This window comes from Micromonospora sp. CNZ285 (assembly GCF_004637285.1).
This window is the reverse complement of the sequence record NZ_SPQD01000001.1, coordinates 1,351,911-1,368,922: the sequence shown is the minus strand read 5'-3', so window position 1 is coordinate 1,368,922 and position 17,012 is coordinate 1,351,911. Positions and strand designations below refer to the sequence as shown.

Genomic DNA, 17,012 nt, shown 5'->3' with positions numbered 1-17,012 from the left:
GGATACGTCGAAAGCGGTGGCTGCCCGCCGCACGGCGTCGTGGGCCGTTTCGCGGCGAGCGGTCTTCCCGCTCCGTAGGTACTCAATCACGGACCGCAGGATCGCGAGGAAGTTTCGCCAGGTTGGCCGGCGGGCCGGTCCCGGCGGCGGTTCAGGAGACCAGCAGACCCTGGTGTGCGCCCGCGTCACGCAGCGCGGTGAGGGCCTCGGCCATCCGCAGCGGCGGTGGCGCGGGCAGGTCGCAGGGCTGGTTGCGCAACACCTCCGTGGCACGTCGGGTGGGTACCGAGGCGACCGGGTAGCCGCGCGCGGCGCCCCGGTCCAGGGCCCGCCGCTTGCGCCCGAAGCCGGCCACCGCCAGCCACTGGGGCAGCCCCGCGGACGCGGGCGAGCGCAGGCCGGGCGGCTCGGGCAGCACGTCCACCGAGCTGAACGGCTCGCTGCCGGCCAGCCACCACTCGACCCCGGCGACCCGGCGCGCGGTGGCGTTCTCGCACCAGTAGGGCACCAGGCCGGCCCGCAGCACCTGCGCCGGGTCGAGCAGCCGGCCGCACTCCACCACCAGCCGGTTGCCGGTCTTGCCGGCGCGCCGCAGCCAGCGCCGGTACAGGTCGGCGGTCACCGCGCTCAGCGCGTCCGGCTGCGGCACGACCACCCGGTGCAGCGGATGCCCGTGCCGGTCGCCGAAGGAGCGGGCGTCGTGCTCGAAGCCGGACTCCACGCCGTGTTCGGCGAACGCGCCCGCCATCGTGACCTCCGGCGCCGCCCAGCGCGTCTCGTCACCGCCGGCGGCGCGCAGCACCTGGCCGAGCGCGCGGGCGTCCGGGTGGAAGTCGACCGGGTCGAGGCCGCCGCCCGGGCAGCCGGCCTGGAAGCTGTGACCGTCGCCGCCGTCGCGGACCGGCCAGGTGCGGGCGTCGTGCAGCAGCAGCACCGGCGCGGCCGGTTCCAGCCGGTCGGCCAGGAAGCGCGCGTACGCCTCCGGCAGGGTGCGCCAGCGCACCGCGAACGTCACCGCCGCGCCCGCCGCCGCGCCCCGGCTCGCCGGGCAGTGCACCTGGCGGACGTGCACGCGCGGGTTGCCGTCGAGCAGCCGGGCGGCCAGCGTGGCGCCGTGCGCGTACGCGGCGTCGGGGCGGTCCACCGCTCCCCGGGTCCACTGCCCGGCCAGTTCGAACCCGGCCGGGAGCCAGGGCACGCCGAGCGCCACCGCGAGGTGGGCGGCGGCGCCGTGCGGCGAGCCGAGCACCACGCCGGGGAAGCGCCGGTCCGGGTACTGCCCGGCGAACCATCCGGCGATTCGCTCGGCGTCCACGGCGGCGATCTGATCGGCGGTGAGCGCCGCCCGCCCGGCAGCCCGGACGGCGGCGGCGCGGCGTACCGGCTCAGGCGCGCCGGTGAGGCGGGACAGCGCGCCCGGGTGGCCGAGGTCGCCGCAGTCGTCGCCGCGCAGCGCCCGGGCGGTCGCGGCGACCAGGATCCGGGCGGCGCTGCCGGCCGCCACCACCCGCTCCGCGGGCAGGCCCGCGCCGCTGACCCGTTCGACTCGTTCGCTCACCACGCGGCCCGGCTTCCCGTCCCTCTGGGGTCTAAACGGGGCATCTCCCCACGGGTCAGGACCAAGGCCCGCCCGGTACCGGCACCGCCCGCGACACCCAGGTACGCCGTCGCGCCGCGTGCCCGCCGTCGCGGGCGCAACGGCGCTCGGATGCGGGTTTGGGCCGGACCGGGACGGGCACTGCACCGCGCATGCCCGACGACGAGAGCACCCCGGCGGCGACCATCACCCCGTACCGGGACGGACCACTGCTGGTACGCGGCGACTTCGCGCTGGTCACGCCCGAGGGCACGCCGATCGAGGCGCGCCGGGGCACGGTGGCGCTGTGCCGGTGCGGCAAGAGCGCGATCAAGCCGTTCTGCGACGGCACGCACAAGGCGACGGGCTTCCGAGCCGGCAGCGACCGCTCCACCTGACGCCCTCTCGCGATCTTGCACTTCGATGCCCGGCGAACCTCCCGAAGCGGGCACCCAAGGGGCCCGAACTGCAAGATCGCGAGGGAGAGGGTGGGGGGTCAGGCTGCGGCGAGGGTGCGCTGGGGCGGGCGCAGGGACGACTCGCCGGCCGTCCAGGCGGTGAGCAGGTGCGCGGCGAACAGGGCGTCCAGCGCCAGCGCGGCGGCGGCGCCGAACAGCACGTCGGACGCGAGCGCCGGCTCGGCCCGGACCAGTCCGCCGCACATGTCGTACGCGGCGATCTGCTCGTGCACGGCGTCGGCCTCGACGTGCTCGTCGTAGAAGCGCGTGGCGACCGCGTCGAAGCCGAGCCGGCGCAGTCCGTTGCCGTAGCGGCGGTTCGGCAGCGACGAGGTCATCTCGTACGCGGCCAGGTGCCCCAGCAGCGCCCCGCGCAGCCGCCGGTGCAGGCCGAACAGCGACATCAGGTTGTTGGTCGCCAGCGTCACCGCCGGCACCCGGTCCAGGTGGGCGGCGTAGCCGGTGTCCAGGCCGAGCCGGTCCATCGTGGTGCGGAACAGCTCGGCGTGCATCAGGTCCAGCCGGCCGTTGCCGTACTCGTCGGTCTGGATCTCCACGAGGGCGGCCTTCGCCGGCCCGCCGAGCCGGGGCAGCGCCCAGCTGTGCGGGTCGGCCTCGCGCAGGTGGTAGATCGAGCGGTGGGTGACGAACTCGCGGAACCGGTCGAGGTCGGCGCGCCGTTGCAGCGTGGCGGCCAGCGGCGGGCCGTCGTCGGCGGCCACCAGGTCGGCCAGCGCGCCCGGCACGGCGGCCGGCAGCACCGCCGGCGGCGGGCCGGCCAGCTCGCGCAGCGCCGCCTCGAACGGCCGCTCGGCGCGGGCGCGCAACGCCAGCAGCGACGGCTCCCACTCCCACGCCTCGTCGACGCCGGACCAGCCCCGGTAGTGCAGCTCGTAGCAGAGGAACAGGGTGAGCTGGAGATCCTCGTCGGTCAGCGGCGCGGCCTCCGCGTCGAACGCGGCGCCCAGCCCGGCCGGCAGCTCCCGGGGAGCGTCGCGCAGCGCGGCCAGCAAGGCGGCGGAGACCGGCCCGCGCGCCGCGGGAAGCGGGGCGGGGCCGTAACGACGGTCGGCGGCGACGGACATGGGACCTCCCGGGACGGTTGTGCCTGGTCGCAGTGCCCCGGAGTGATCCGGCTAAACGACCTCGTCCGCCGCGATGGCCTCGGTCTGGATCACCCGCTCCCGCACCCGGCGGGCGGCGTCTCCGTCGGTCACCAGGCCGCGCAGGTCGGCCAGCGCCGGTTCGGGCGCGTCCAGCGGCACGGCCGGGTCCACCACCGCCTCCAGGACGGCGGGCCGGTCGGCCGCCAGCACCTCGTCCCAGGCGGGTCCGACCAGGTCCGGCCGGTCCACCCGGACGCCGTGCAGCCCGAGCAGGCGGGCCCACCCGGCGTACGGCACCTCGGGCCCCTGCTCCCCCGGTGACCGGCCGCCGCCGACGCCGGACTGGTCCCTGTTGTTCAGCACCAGCACGATCAGCCGCGGATCGCGCCACCGCGTCCAGTGGTGCGCCACAGTGATCAGCTCGGCCAGGCCGTTGAGCTGCATCGCGCCGTCGCCGAGCAGCGCGAGCACCGGCTCGTCCGGGCGGGCCAGCTTGGCCGCGACCGCGTACGGCAGGGCGCAGCCCATCGAGCCGAGGGTGCCGCACAGCCGCGCCTGCACCCCCGGCGGCAGTTCCAGGTGGCGGGCGTACCAGTAGACGACCGAGCCGACGTCGACGGCGACGCCGGCGTGCCGGGGCAGCCGGGTGGACAGCTCACGCAGCACGAGCCGCGGGTCGACCGGGTCGGCGGGCGTGGCGGCGCGCTCGGCGGCGGCCTCGCGCCACCGGTCCACCATCTTCTCCACCATGCCGCGCCACTCGCGGTGGGGGTTCTCCGGCACCCGGGTCAGCAGCGCCCGCAGTGTCTCGGCGGCGTCGCCCACCAGCGGCACGTCCACCGGGTAGCGGGTGCCGACGCGCCGGCCGTCGATGTCGATCTGGATGGTGCGTACCTGGCCCGGCATCGGGAACCAGTCGGTCCACGGGTCGTTGGTGCCGATCATCAGCAGCGTGTCGCAGGAGCCCATGAGCTGCGCGGCGGCGGTGGTGCCGACCTCGCCGAGCACGCCGGTGTGGAACGGCATCCGCTCGTCGAGCACCGGCTTGCCCAGCAGCGACGTGGCCACGCCCGCGCCGAGCCGGTCGGCGAGCGCGACGATCTCCTCGGCCGCGCCGTGCGCGCCCTGGCCGACGAGCATCGCCACCCGCCGCCCGTTGCCGAGCAGCGAGGCGGCGGCGTCCAGGTCGGCGTCGTGCGGCAGCACCCGGGCCAGCGGCTCGCCGGGCGTCGCGGTGACCACCCCGGCGGTCTGCGGCAGCAGGTCCGGTACGGCGGTGACCTGCAACGCGCGCGGCAGCACCACGCAGGTCGGGCTGCGGGTCGCCGCGGCGGTACGGAACGCCTGGTCCAGCAGCGCCGGCACCTGTTCCGGGCTGCGGCCGTAGCGGACGAACTGGTTGCACACGTCGCCGAAGAGCCGGCTCAGCCCGATCTCCTCGTGCGCGCCGCCGAGCGGGCCGGTGACGTCCTCGCCGATGATCGCGACCACCGGCTTGCTGTCGAGCTTGGCGTCGTAGAGCCCGTTGAGCAGGTGCACCGCGCTCGGGCCCTGGGTCGCCAGGCACACCCCGACGCCGCCGGTGAACTTCGCGTGCCCGGTGGCCATGTACGAGGCGGTCTCCTCGTGCCGGGCGGGGACGAAGGCCGGGTCCCCGCCCGCGTCGTCGAGCGCGCCCACCAGCGGGGCGATCGCCGCGCCCGGACAGCCGAACACCCGCGGCACCCGCCAGGCCCGCAGGCGTTCGACCACCAGGTCGGCGACGATGCGCTCAGCCATTACCCCGCCCCGGCGTGCTCGCGTCGACGTAGCGCAGCACCGCGCCGACCCCGTCGGTCAGCTCCGGCGCCTCCTCGGGCGCGAGCACCGTCAGGTCCGCGTCGGTGCCGATCAGCGCGCGCAGCAGCGCCGCGTCGGCGCGTACCCGCTGGGGGTCGGCCACCGACATGCCGGCCAGCTGCCCCGGGTCGGTGGCGATCTCGGTCGGCTCGGGGCCCACCCACAGCTCGCCGTCGGCCGACGGGTCGTCCACGATGAGCATGGTGTCGACCTGGTTGCGTTGCAGCGCGGAGACCACGGCGTCGAGTCCGGCGCCGACGTCCTCCTGGACGCCGAAGCGGTCCAGCGCGGCGGCGATCCGCCGGTCGGCGACCTCGGCGACGGTCTGCACCGTGATGTCGTCCATCAGCGTGTCGTCGGCGCCCACGTCGCGGGCGCCCGCGTCGGTGCGCACCAGCACGTCCTGCCAGCGGGCGGGGAGCTGGGCGGCGATCATGCCGGTGGCCCGGACGTCCCCGGCCACCACGACGACGTCCGCGCCGACGCGCTCGGCCAGGTCGGCGGTGGCCGCGGCGGCGTCACCGGCGTTCTGGTGCCACGCCTCCATCGCGGCGCGCTGGTAGCGGGACTGCGACCAGCCGCCCGGCTGCACCCGGCGCAGCTGGCGGCTCTGCCCGCCCTGCACCTGGGCCCGCCGGGGCACCCCGCCGGCGCTGACCGCCATGGCGTCCGCGCCGGTACGGTCGGCCAGCACCCGCACCCAGGCCACCTGCTCGCCCCGCTGGGCCACGAGCGGCATGGTGTGCGGCAGCGCCGACCAGCTCGCCAGGTCGCGCAGCGGCGGCGCGGACAGGTACTCGGTGAGCACCACGCGGCCCCGGCTGGCGAACACGGCGATGCCGTAGTCGCCGGGCATCGGCTGGTGCCGGCGGACGACCTCCTCCACCGCCTCGACGGTGACCGGGTCGGCGCCCTGCCCCAGCAGGTCGCCCTTGAGGGCCCGCCAGCGCAGGTCGACCTGCGCTCGCGCGTCCTGGGTGTCGCGGGAGGCGTCCATGTACACCGAGCACCACGGCCCGGGACGGTCGTAGAGCGGGCGCAGGAAGGACAGCTGCATGCTCGACCCCTTTCCGGCTCGGCCGCACGCATACCCGCGCCCCGGCGGAGTTCACCTGCCGGCCGCCCGGGCGTGACCACCGTTCATTCACGTCGTTCAACCCGAAGGGCCGATACCATCTGTGCACGGAACGGGACTCTCGGTGGTGAACATGGATACGGAGTTGTACACCCGACGCGTCGTCCACCCGACGGAACGCGTCGTCACCGGGCGTCTGGTCCGGTTGATGGAGGGTTACGCCCGGGAGGTCCGGGTCGGGCAGCCCGCGCTGGTCGCGGTGCTCACCGCCGCGGGGGTGGTGGGGTTGCTGCTGAAGGTGGTGCGCGCGTTGCTCAGCAGTGGCGGCGGCGGGGCCCGGCGCAGCTTCAAGGAGCTGAAGAAGGGGCCGGAGTTCCTGGTCACCCCGGTCCGGGTCCGCGACGCCACCGGCCGGCTGGTCGAGGTCGAGTTGCACGGCCACCTGCCGCAGAGCGCGCTGCACCCCGGCGACCACGTCCAGCTCACGCTGCGGGCGCAACGCGACGAGGACCTGCCGCCGCGGATCGAGCGGATCGTCAACCTGACCACCGGGCAGCTGCTCACCCCGCGTACCGCCACGCTCTGGTCGCACCTGGGTCCGGCGCTGCTGTTGCAGGCCGTACTGGGCGCCGTGCTGCTGTTCGGCGTGGCCGCCTGCTCGGCCCTGACCTAGGTTTCCCCGTCGCCGGTGGTGGGCACCGCTGCGGCCATGTTCCCCGGTTTCACGCTCACCGAGATCGACGTCGGCGCGGTGCGCCTGCGCGTACGCCACGGCGGCTCCGGGCCACCCGTGGTGCTGCTGCACGGGCACCCGCGTACCCATGCGACCTGGCACCGGGTGGCGCCGCGGCTGGCCGCGCGGCACACGGTGATCTGCCCGGACCTGCGCGGTTACGGCGGCTCGTCGAAGCCGCCGAGCGACCCGGAGCACACCGTCTACTCCAAGCGGGCGATGGCCGCCGACGTGGTCGGGCTGCTCGACGCGCTCGGTCACCGCCGGGCCGCAGTGATCGGTCACGACCGCGGCGCGTACGTGGCCATGCGGACCGCCCTGGACCATCCGGACCGGGTGAGCCGGCTCGGCGTGCTGGACGGGGTGCCGATCGGTGAGGCGCTGGCCCGCTGCGACGCCCGGTTCGCCGCCCGCTGGTGGCACTGGTTCTTCCTCGGTCAGCTCGCCAAGCCGGCCGAGCGGGTCATAAACGCCGATCCGGACGCCTGGTACGGCGGATCACCGGAGGAGATGGGCGAGGCGGCGTACGCCGACTACCGGCGCGCCATCGGTAACCCGGCGACGGTGCACGCCATGTGCGAGGACTACCGGGCCGGGCTCGGGCCGGACCGGGCGGCGGACGACGCGGACCGGGCCGCCGGGCGGCGGATCGGCTGCCCGGTGCTGTTCGCCTGGTCCGAGCGCGACGACATGGTCGACCTCTACGGCGACCCGGCCGCGATCTGGCGCGACTGGGCCGACGACGTGCGGACCGCGTCGATCCCGTCCGGGCACCACATGGCCGAGGAGGCGCCGCGGGAGCTGACCGACGTGCTGGCCGGTTTCCTCGCGGAGGACGTCGCCGCGGTCAGCGACCGGCGGGGGTGAGCGGCCGCTGCGCGACAGCAGGCGCGTCGAGCAGGCCGCGGCGGTTCGCCCAGCGCTCGAACAGCACGGTGGCGAACGGGGGTACCGCGCTGGCCAGGGCCAGCCCGGTCTGCACGAGCGTCCAGCGGCGCCGACGGGCCACCACGAGCGTCAGCAGGCCGTAGACCACGAACAGCGCGCCGTGGATCGGGCCGAAGATCTTCACGCCGATCTCGTTGCCGGGCGGGCCGTACTTGACCGCCATGCCGGCCAGCAGCGCCGCCCACGAGCAGGCCTCGGCGAACGCCGCCACCACGAACGCCCGGATCCACCCGTCGCGCATTCCGCCACTCCCCTTCGCCGTCGGCGGCCATGCTAGCCGCCCGGGCCGGGCCGCCCGGACGGAACCCGCTGCCCCGCGACGGGGATCACCGGGGCCGCCACGGGGTACAGAAAAGGGCCTCCGGGCCTTTCCTGACCCGCCACTCCGTGCGAGGTTGGGGAGAACCAACGGTGACAGGGTGGTGACCATGGGCGAGGACGTCGGCGTGCGTACCTTCAGCCGGGAGGACCGGGCCCGCTATCGCGAGAAGGTCCGGCGGTGCCTGGACGTGTTCGCCGAGATGCTGCGGGAGTCCCGGTTCGACGTGGAGCGGCCGATGACCGGCCTGGAGATCGAGCTGAACCTGGTCGACGACGGCTTCGACCCGGCCATGCGCAACGCCGACGTGCTGGAGGCGATCGCCGACCCGGCGTTCCAGACCGAGCTGGGCCAGTTCAACGTGGAGATCAACGTCGAGCCGCGGCGGCTCGCCGGCACCGGCACGGCCGCGTTCGAGGAGCACGTCCGGGCCAGCCTGAACGCCGCCGAGTCCAAGGCCCGCACGGTCGGCGCGCACATGGTGATGGTGGGGATCCTGCCGACGCTGCGCCCGGAGCACCTGACCGCCGAGACGCTGTCGGCCAACCCCCGGTACGCGCTGCTCAACGAGCAGATCTTCGCCGCCCGCGGCGAGGACCTGCCGATCGCGATCAGCGGGGTGGAGCGGCTGGCCACCACCGCTGACACGATCACGCCCGAGGCGGCGTGCACCAGCACCCAGTTCCACCTCCAGGTCAGCCCGGCGCAGTTCGCCGACTACTGGAACGCGGCCCAGGCGGTCGCCGGCATCCAGGTGGCACTCGGCGCGAACTCCCCGCTGTTCTTCGGCCGGGAGCTGTGGCGCGAGACCCGGGTGCCGCTGTTCCAGCAGGCCACCGACACCCGGGCGGAGGAGATCAAGGCCCAGGGCGTACGCCCGCGGGTGTGGTTCGGCGAACGCTGGATCACCTCGGTGTTCGACCTGTTCGAGGAGAACGTGCGCTACTTCCCGGCGCTGCTGCCGGTGTGCGACCCGGAGGACCCGGCGGCCACGCTGCACAGCGGCGGCGTGCCGAAGCTGGCCGAGCTGCGGCTGCACAACGGCACCATCTACCGGTGGAACCGCCCGGTCTACGACGTGCTCAAGGGCCGGCCGCACCTGCGGGTGGAGAACCGGGTGCTGCCGGCCGGTCCGACCGTGCTCGACACCGTCGCGAACGGCGCTTTCTACTTCGGCCTGGTCCGGGCGCTCGCCGAGTCCGACCGTCCGCTGTGGTCGCAGATGTCGTTCAGCGCGGCCGAGGAGAACTTCAACGCCTGCGCCCGGCACGGCATCGACGCCCAGGTGTACTGGCCGGGGCTCGGCTACCTGCCGGTGACCGAGCTGGTGCTGCGCCGCCTCCTGCCGATGGCCCACCACGGGCTGGACCGGTGGGGCCTCGACCCGGCCGAGCGGGACCGGCTGCTCGGCATCGTCGAGCAGCGCTGCCTGACCGGCCGCAACGGCGCGACCTGGCAGGTGGAGACGCTGCACCGGCTGGAGTCGGCCGACCACATGGACCGGCCGGCGGCGCTGCGCGAGGTGGTCCGCCACTACGTCGACCTGATGCACAGCAACCGGCCCGTGCACGAGTGGCCCATCCCCTGAGCCGGCCGGGCGCGGCGCCCCGCGTCAGCGCAGCGCCGTCACCGTCGCCCGCGCGGCCTGGGCGACCAGGGCGTCGTCGGGCTTCGCGTCGCGGCTGTCCCGGCTGGACATGACGGCGAGCACGATCGGTGCCCGGTCCGGCGGCCACACCACGGCGATGTCGTTGCGGGTGCCGTACCCGCCGGTGCCGGACTTGTCCGCCACCTGCCAGCCGGCCGGCACGCCGGCCCGGACCAGCCCGCTGCCGGTGGTGCTGGCCCGCATCCAGCCCAGCAGCAGGTCGCGGTCCGCGGGCGGCAGGGTCTCCCCCAGCGCGTACGCCCGCAGCGAGCCGGCCAGCGCGCGGGGCGTGCTGGTGTCGCGCTCGTCGCCGGGCGTGGCCGCGTTGAGTTCCGGCTCGGTACGGGCGGGCCGGGTGACCGAGTCGCCCACCTCCCGGAGCGCCCGCGCGAAGCCGGCCGGGCCGCCGAGCGCGTCGAACAGCAGGTTGCCGGCGGTGTTGTCGCTGTACCGCACCGCCGCCTCGGCGGCGTCCCGCAGCGTCATCCCGGTCTCCACGTGCCGCTCGGTGACCGGGGAGTGCGCCACCAGGTCCGCGCGCCGGTAGCGGACCACCCGGTCCCGGTCGGCGTCGGACGTGGCGGCCAGCATCGCGCCCGCCGCCAGCGCCTTGCAGGTCGAGGCGTACGCGAACCGCTCGTCGGCCCGGTGCGCGAGGGTGCGGCCGGTGCCGGTGTCAAGGGCGAAGACGCCGATCCGGGCGCCGAAGCGCCGCTCCAGTGCCGCCAGTTCCGCAGGCGCGGGTACCGGTTCGGCGCTCGGCGTGACGTTCGGTGTGGCGCTCGGCGTGGCCGGGGCGGTGGATGCGGCCGGGGCGCTGGTGGGCGGTGCGGCTTCGGGCCGGTCCGTGGTGCAGCCGGCCACGAGAGCCGTCACCGTGAGCATCGCCGCCGCGAGCACCTGCCGTCGGATCATCCGTTTCCTCCCCCGTCGTCCGGACCACGCCGTCTCGGGTCATTGTCGCCGATCCCGGTCGGGCTGGCGGCCACCGGCCGACGCGGCGGGTCAGCCCGCGACGGCGGCGAACGTGACGGCGCCGAGCGCGGCCACCGGCAGCGCCACCGCGGCGGCCAGCAGCCGCACCCGGGCGGACCGGCCGATCAGCACCACCAGCAGCGCGGCGAGCGCGAGGTCGATCGCCACGTTCCACCACGCTCCGGGGTACGACCCGGACTTCAGCGCGAACCGCAGCGCCTCCTCGACGAACACGGCCACCGGCAGGGCGGTCCCCACGACGCGCCGCCATCCCTCGGTCCGCGCCCAGATGCCGGCGACGCCGAACACCACGCCCGCCACCACGCCGAACACCATCCAGACGATCGAGGTGGGCGACCAGATCACGGCGAGGTCGTCGCCCTGGAGCAGGGTCGCCGCCAGGTAGTAGCTGGGCACCGCAACGATCAGCAGGACGCTGGCGGCCACGGCGGCGCGCACCGCGCCCGACCGGATCCACCAGCCCAGCGCGAACGCGGCCACCGCCCAGGTTGCGGTGGAGTTGCCGAGTTCGGCGAAGGGGTACGGCACCCACTTGATCCAGACGAAGTCTCCGAAGCCGAGCAGGAATCCGGCGACGGGGACGACAAGCGCGACGGCGCGACGCGAGGGCGGCATGCGAGTGAGCATACTCAGTATGCTCATCGGGTCGGCAGGGTGGCCCTACGAGGCGAGGCGCCGCTCGGACGACGCGAGACGCACCGCGGCGTCGGACCTGTTGATCTCGGCCCACACCTCGTCGAGGGAGAGGCCGAGGACGTCGGCGATGGCGGCGATGGTGGGGAACGCCGGCGTGGCGACCCGGCCGGACTCGATCTTCCGGAGCGTCTCCGGGGAGACACCGGCGTCGAGTGCGGTGAGCAGCATCGAACGCCCACCCCGGGCGCGGCGCAGGAGCGCACCGAGGCGCTGCCCGCGCTCGACCTCGGCGGGGGTGAGGGGCAACCGGACCATGCCAGGATTCTAATACCGGGATAACATGACCGGGATACTTATTGGTCGCGCGAGGAAGGCGCCTGCATGATCGAGATCCTGAGCCCCACCGACGTACGGCGGGCGCGGGACACCGGCGCCCTGGTCGCCCACATCCTCCGGACGCTGCGCAGCCGCACCACCGTCGGCACGAACCTGCTCGACATCGACAGGCAGGCGCAGCGCATGATCGCCGAGGCCGGGGCGCAGTCCTGCTACGTCGACTACGAGCCGTCGTTCGGGCGCGGGCCGTTCGGCCACTACATCTGCACCTCGGTCAACGACGCGGTGCTGCACGGGCTGCCGCACGACTACACGCTCGCCGACGGCGACCTGCTGAGCCTCGACCTGGCCGTCTCGCTGGGCGGGGTGGTGGCCGACTCCGCGATCAGCTTCCTCGTCGGTGACGCCCGGCCCGCGGAGAGCGTCGCGCTCATCGACGCCACCGAACGGGCGTTGCAGGCCGGGATCGCCGCGGCCCGCCCCGGCGCCCGCGTCGGTGACCTCTCGTACGCCATCGGCTCGGTCCTCACCGAAGCCGGATACACGGTCAACACCGAGTTCGGCGGCCACGGCGTCGGATCGACGATGCACCAGGACCCGCACGTGTCGAACACCGGACGGCCCGGTCGCGGCTACACGCTGCGGCCCGGGCTGCTGCTGGCGCTGGAGCCGTGGATCATGGCGGACACCGCCACGCTGGTCACCGACGCCGACGGGTGGACGCTGCGCAGCGCGACCGGCTGCCGCACCGCGCACAGCGAGCACACCATCGCCATCACCGACGACGGCGCGGAGATCCTGACGCTGCCGAGGTCGTGACCCTCTTTGCGGCCCCGCAGGCGTCCGGCACGACGGCCCGCCCGTGTTCCGCCGCCGGGCGTCGTCAGGCGGGCGCGCAGCGTTCCCGCAGCGCCGGCACGCCGGGGCCGGAGAGGTCGTCGCAGTAGGCGGCCCGCCCGGCCATCGCCATCATCAGCGCGAGCGTGGTGCCGCTGACCAGCGGGCCGGCGCCGGCGGTGAACGGCCCGTCGGTCGCCTCCACCCGCAGGCCGTCGATCGCACTGCGCCCGGCCACCGTGAAGTCCCGCCCGGCGTAGAACCGGGCGACCGGCGTGACGGCCTCGACCGGGGGCGTCCGCGTCAGGCCGAGCGGACGCCGGATGTCCTGGGCGTGCACGACCACCTCACCGAGCCACGCCTCGGTCGGCCCGAACGTCGACGTGGTGCTGCGGCTGATCCGGCGGAACCGGTCGAGCGTCTCCCCCGGGTCGGCGCCCCGGTGCTCGGCCAGCCGGCGGTCGTTGTGCAGATCGAAGTCGAACCGGGCGCCGAGCACGCTGGCGAGCCAGCGTGCTCGGCCGAGGCTCGCCGCCGCGGTCATGTGCGCGAGCGTCTCCTCCACCGTCCACCGGCCGCACAGCGAGGGCTGGGCCCACTGCGCCGCGTCGAGCCCGGCGAGATCGTCGGCGAGGGCGGCGCGCTCGGCGTGCGCGAGCGCCCACAGCTCGTCACGGCCCGGGTTGTCGGACATGGGGAACCTCCAGAGTCGGTCGTCAGAGGTTGGACCGCGCCCCCTCGGCGAACTCACCGCTCCCCACCCCGCCGATCTTGGAGTTGTGGTGGTTCGCGAAACGGACATGCGCGACCTTCGAGGCGCCACAAGTCCAAGATCGACGGGGAGGGCGGGGTTCAACGTTTGCTGCACGTCCGCTGAACGCTCGCCGGTGACGCTTATCGCACACATCAACCGCAAGGGAGAAGCGTCATGTCACACAGGTACCTCTCCACCGCCCGTGCCGTCGCCTCGGTGGTCGGTGCGCTCGTCCTGACCACCGCGGGCCTGGCCGCCGGCGCCACCCCGGCGTCCGCGGCCTACGTGGTCCCCGCCGACTGCGGCCCCTACTCCGGGTTGCCGGTGCCGGCCGGGTACACCCTGAGATTCGCCGGCGCGCTCTACGTCAGCAACAACGCCAACGGCCCGGAGTTCATCATCGGTACGACAGCTCGCAACGTCATCGTCGGAAGCGTCGACGACGACGTCATCTGCGGGCTCGACGGCAACGACGACATCCAGGCCAACAGCGGCGACGACATCGTCTACGGCGGGCTGACCGGCGACGACATCTGGGGCGACCTCGGCGACGACAACCTCCACGGCGACGGCGGCGCCGACACCGTCCACGGGGACCGCTTCGTCGGGCCCAGCGCGCTGGACGGCAACGACCGCGTGGACGGCGGCAGCAACGACGACCACCTCTACGGCGACAAGGGCGTGGACACCCTGGTCGGCGGCCCCGGCTGGGACGACGGTGACTGCGGCCCGGACGCGGTGATCGACGATCCCCGGCCCACCCTGGATCTCCCGATCAACTGCCCGTGATCCCGCCGGCACGGCGGTCCGCGAACCGGGAGACCGGGAACGCGGACCGTCGCGCTGCTGCCTGTCGGATCGTCGTCACGCCCGGTCCGGCCACCACCGCACGCGGCTAGCGTGACAGTCCGTGGCGGTGGAGTTCCGGGTGCTCGGCGACCTGGACGTCCGGGTCGACGGCCGGGCGGTCCGGATCGGTCACGCCCGTCAGCAGTGCGTCCTCGCCGCCCTGCTGGTCGAGCCCAACCGTGTCGTCGCGACCGGACAGCTCATCAGCCGGATCTGGGGCGACGAGGTGCCGGACGGGGCCACCGCCACCCTGCGTGGCTACCTGTCCCGGCTCCGCCAGGCGCTGGCCGGCGCGGACGAGGTCCGCGTCGTCCGGCGCCATCCCGGCTATCTGCTCGCCGTCGACCCGGACCGCGTCGACCTGCACCGCTTCCGCGACCTGACCGAGCAGGCTCGGCGCGCCGAAGACGACGCGACAGCGATCAGCTGTCTGGAACGGGCGCTGGGTCTCTGGCGCGGTGACGCGTTCGACGGGCTGACCACGCCGTGGTTGGCGGCCTACCGGCAGACCCTCGACCGGCAGCGGCTCGCGGCGGCGCTGGACCGCAACGACATCGCGCTGCGGCGGGGCGGGCACGTTCGTCTCCTTCCCGACGTCCTGGATCTGAGCGGCCGGTACCCGTGGGACGAGCGCCTGGCGGCGCAGGCGATGCTTGCGTTGTACCGGTGCGGGCGGCAGGCCGACGCGCTGGAGCACTTCCACCGGCTGCGCCGGAGGCTGGCCACCGAGATCGGCGCCGACCCGAGCCCGCCGCTGGCACAGCTCTACCAGCAGATCCTCACCGCCGACGCGGTGATCGCGCCGCCGGCCCTTGTGGGAGGCGGCGGACCAACCGCGACGGCAACCGGCGGGTCCGGCGCGGCGCGGGATGCGGACACCGTGCCCCGGCAGCTACCCGCGTCACCAGGGGTCTTCGCCGGTCGGACCGCCGCGCTCGCGCGCCTCGACGAACAACTCGCAGACGCCGGGCGCCCGGACCGCGCCGGATCACCGGTCGTGATCTCGTCCATCGGCGGTGGCGGTGGCGTCGGCAAGACCTGGCTGGCCCTGCGCTGGGCGCACGCCAACGCCGGCCGCTTCCCCGACGGGCAGCTCTACGTCAACCTGCGCGGCTTCGACCCGACCGGGGACCCGGTCGGGTGGCCGGTGGCGGTGCGCGGCTTCCTCGAGGCGCTCGGCGTCGAACCGGCGCGCGTACCGGCCGACCCGGAGGCCCGGGCGTCGCTGTACCGCACGCTCGTCGCCGGCCGCCGGATGCTGGTGGTCCTCGACGACGCCCGCGACACCGCCACGGTGATCCCGCTGCTGCCCGGCACGCCCACGAGCGCTGTCCTGGTGACCAGCCGCCGGCAGCTGGCCGGCCTCGTCACCACCCACGGCGCGCGACCGCTGCCGCTGGACGTGCTGCCCGACGACGAGGCCCACGAGCTGATCGTCCGGCAGGTGGGTGCCGCGCGGGTGGCGGGGCACCCGGACGCCGTCGCGGACATCCTGCGCTTCTGCGGCGGTCTGCCGCTGGCGCTCGGGATCGTGGCGGCCCGTGCGGCGCTTCACCCCGACCTCCCCCTGTCGTCGGTCGCGGCGGAGCTGACCACGGCTGTCCACCCGCTGGACGCGCTGTCCGGCGACGAGGCGACGACGAACCTGCGCGTGGTGCTGTCCCGCTCGCTCGCGGCGCTCACACCGGCCGCGGCGGAGGTGTTCACGCTGCTCGGCCTCGCCCCGGGCCCGGACATCAGCCGGGCCGCGGCGGCAAGCCTGACCGCCCGTACGCCGGACGAGCTGCGCCCGCCGCTGCGCGAGCTGGTCGACGCGCATCTCGTGCAGGAGCACGTCGCGGGCCGATACCGCATGCACGACCTGGTCCGGAGTTTCGCGGTCGAGCGGGCGGCAGGTGACCCGGCCGGCTCCCGGCCCGCGCTGTGCCGGCTGGTCGACCACCACCTGCACACGGCACACGCGGCCGCACTGCTGCTGTCCCCGCAGCGCGACCCGCTGACCCTGGCCCCCGCCGCGCCGGGGGTGACCGCCGAACGGCTCGACGACCTGGCGGCCGCGCTGGCCTGGTTCGCCGGCGAACACCAGGTGCTCCTCGCGATCATCGAGTACGCCGCCGGCAGCGGTCTCGACACCGCTGCCGGGCAGCTCTCGTGGACCCTGGCCACGTACTTCGACAGGCAGGGCCACTGGCACGACTGGGCCACGGTGGCCCGCCGGGCGGTCGAGTCGACCCGGCGGTCGGGTGACCGTCCCGCGCAGGCCCAGGCGCACCGGCTCCTGGCCGGGGCCTGCTCCAACCTCGGCCGGTACGCCGAGGCGCAGCGCAACCTGCTCGCCGCGCTGGACCTGTTCGCCGCCTTGGGCGACGACGAGGGGCGGGCGCACACCCACTTCGACCTGAGCATGCTGCACGACCGGCAACGGCAGCCCCGGGAGGCCCTGCCGCACGCGCGGCGGAGCCTCGCCCTCTACGAACGGGCCGGCGGCCCGCTCAAGCAGGCGGTCGCGCTCAACGCGATCGGCTGGTACCACTCGCAGCTCGGCGAGCACCACGACGCGATCACCTACTGCCGCCGCGCGCTCGCCCTGTCCGAGCAGGCCGGCAGCGCGTACGGGCAGGCGAACACGTGGGACAGCATCGGCTTCGCCCACCACCACCTCGGCGAGTACGAGCACGCCGTCGACTGCTTCCAGCAGGCCCTCGCCCTGTTCACCGAGATCGGTGACCGGCATGCCGAAGGCATCGTGCTGGACCATCTCGGCGACACGTGGGCCGCGGCCGGGCGGACGGACGCGGCCCGGGACGCCTGGCGACGGTCGCTATCGCTGCTCGACGAACTCGGTCACGCCGACGCCGAGGCGGTACGGCGGAAGCTGAGCGCGTGCCCCGGCCCATGAGCC

The 17,012-nt window shown here is 74.8% G+C and carries 16 protein-coding genes; 7 read left to right on the top strand and 9 right to left on the bottom strand.

Features of this window, described 5'->3' with window-relative positions; translation table 11 throughout:
* Positions 1-151: 151 nt before the first annotated feature.
* Positions 152-1,561, bottom strand: a complete 1,410-nt coding sequence (locus tag CLT75_RS06120; RefSeq protein ID WP_135239897.1) for a hypothetical protein — start codon at positions 1,559-1,561, stop codon at positions 152-154.
* 188 nt (positions 1,562-1,749) lie between these two features.
* Between CLT75_RS06120 and CLT75_RS06115 the strand changes: the two genes are divergently transcribed.
* Positions 1,750-1,974 carry a CDGSH iron-sulfur domain-containing protein gene (locus CLT75_RS06115; protein WP_135239896.1) on the top strand — a complete coding sequence of 75 codons (225 nt, stop codon included), beginning with the start codon at positions 1,750-1,752 and terminating at the stop codon, positions 1,972-1,974.
* A gap of 98 nt (positions 1,975-2,072) precedes the next feature.
* Here CLT75_RS06115 and CLT75_RS06110 read toward each other — a convergent pair whose 3' ends face one another.
* The 3 genes from CLT75_RS06110 to CLT75_RS06100 are packed head-to-tail and all read right to left on the bottom strand — an operon-like array spanning position 2,073 to position 6,036.
* Positions 2,073-3,119, bottom strand: coding sequence for an iron-containing redox enzyme family protein (locus CLT75_RS06110; RefSeq protein WP_135239895.1), 1,047 nt, complete (start codon positions 3,117-3,119; stop codon positions 2,073-2,075).
* A gap of 51 nt (positions 3,120-3,170) precedes the next feature.
* Positions 3,171-4,919, bottom strand: coding sequence for a thiamine pyrophosphate-binding protein (locus tag CLT75_RS06105; protein WP_135239894.1), 1,749 nt, complete (start codon positions 4,917-4,919; stop codon positions 3,171-3,173).
* Complete coding sequence (locus CLT75_RS06100) at positions 4,912-6,036, bottom strand: baeRF2 domain-containing protein (protein WP_135239893.1); 1,125 nt, start codon at positions 6,034-6,036, stop codon at positions 4,912-4,914. Before CLT75_RS06100 ends, CLT75_RS06105 begins: the two co-directional genes overlap by 8 nt.
* A 151-nt stretch (positions 6,037-6,187) precedes the next feature.
* On the opposite strand from CLT75_RS06100, the gene CLT75_RS06095 reads away from it, so the two are divergent.
* Together CLT75_RS06095 and CLT75_RS06090 are read left to right on the top strand one after the other, a co-directional pair.
* A complete protein-coding gene (locus CLT75_RS06095) occupies positions 6,188-6,727 on the top strand; it encodes a hypothetical protein (protein WP_135239892.1) in 540 nt (179 codons plus the stop codon).
* A 36-nt stretch (positions 6,728-6,763) separates the two neighbouring features.
* Complete coding sequence (locus tag CLT75_RS06090; RefSeq protein WP_135243923.1) at positions 6,764-7,654, top strand: alpha/beta fold hydrolase; 891 nt, start codon at positions 6,764-6,766, stop codon at positions 7,652-7,654.
* On the opposite strand, the gene CLT75_RS06085 is transcribed toward CLT75_RS06090, so the two are convergent.
* The gene (locus CLT75_RS06085; RefSeq protein ID WP_135239891.1) at positions 7,635-7,976 is read right to left on the bottom strand and encodes a DUF3817 domain-containing protein; all 342 of its coding nucleotides are present in this window, start codon (positions 7,974-7,976) and stop codon (positions 7,635-7,637) included. The genes CLT75_RS06090 and CLT75_RS06085 overlap by 20 nt on opposite strands.
* 187 nt (positions 7,977-8,163) lie before the next feature.
* Here CLT75_RS06085 and CLT75_RS06080 point away from each other — a divergent pair, with 187 nt between their 5' ends.
* Positions 8,164-9,642: a glutamate-cysteine ligase family protein gene (locus CLT75_RS06080; RefSeq protein WP_135239890.1), complete on the top strand. Its 1,479-nt coding sequence runs from the start codon at positions 8,164-8,166 to the stop codon at positions 9,640-9,642.
* Between the two features lie 24 nt (positions 9,643-9,666).
* Here CLT75_RS06080 and bla read toward each other — a convergent pair whose 3' ends face one another.
* From bla to CLT75_RS06065, 3 genes are all read right to left on the bottom strand, one after another.
* The gene (gene bla, locus CLT75_RS06075) at positions 9,667-10,617 is read right to left on the bottom strand and encodes a class A beta-lactamase (RefSeq protein ID WP_135239889.1); all 951 of its coding nucleotides are present in this window, start codon (positions 10,615-10,617) and stop codon (positions 9,667-9,669) included.
* A 90-nt stretch (positions 10,618-10,707) separates the two neighbouring features.
* The gene (locus CLT75_RS06070) at positions 10,708-11,313 is read right to left on the bottom strand and encodes a DUF6518 family protein (protein ID WP_486485071.1); all 606 of its coding nucleotides are present in this window, start codon (positions 11,311-11,313) and stop codon (positions 10,708-10,710) included.
* A 45-nt stretch (positions 11,314-11,358) separates the two neighbouring features.
* A complete protein-coding gene (locus tag CLT75_RS06065) occupies positions 11,359-11,649 on the bottom strand; it encodes a helix-turn-helix domain-containing protein (RefSeq protein ID WP_135239887.1) in 291 nt (96 codons plus the stop codon).
* 66 nt (positions 11,650-11,715) lie between these two features.
* On the opposite strand from CLT75_RS06065, the gene map reads away from it, so the two are divergent.
* Complete coding sequence (map, locus tag CLT75_RS06060) at positions 11,716-12,489, top strand: type I methionyl aminopeptidase (RefSeq protein WP_135239886.1); 774 nt, start codon at positions 11,716-11,718, stop codon at positions 12,487-12,489.
* A gap of 64 nt (positions 12,490-12,553) precedes the next feature.
* Here the strand turns inward: map and CLT75_RS06055 are convergent, their stop codons facing one another.
* Positions 12,554-13,201: a maleylpyruvate isomerase family mycothiol-dependent enzyme gene (locus tag CLT75_RS06055; protein ID WP_135239885.1), complete on the bottom strand. Its 648-nt coding sequence runs from the start codon at positions 13,199-13,201 to the stop codon at positions 12,554-12,556.
* Positions 13,202-13,435: 234 nt separating this feature from the next.
* On the opposite strand from CLT75_RS06055, the gene CLT75_RS06050 reads away from it, so the two are divergent.
* Positions 13,436-14,050 carry a calcium-binding protein gene (locus CLT75_RS06050; RefSeq protein WP_135239884.1) on the top strand — a complete coding sequence of 205 codons (615 nt, stop codon included), beginning with the start codon at positions 13,436-13,438 and terminating at the stop codon, positions 14,048-14,050.
* 121 nt (positions 14,051-14,171) lie between these two features.
* Positions 14,172-17,009, top strand: coding sequence for a BTAD domain-containing putative transcriptional regulator (locus CLT75_RS06045; RefSeq protein WP_135239883.1), 2,838 nt, complete (start codon positions 14,172-14,174; stop codon positions 17,007-17,009).
* Positions 17,010-17,012 lie beyond the last annotated feature (3 nt).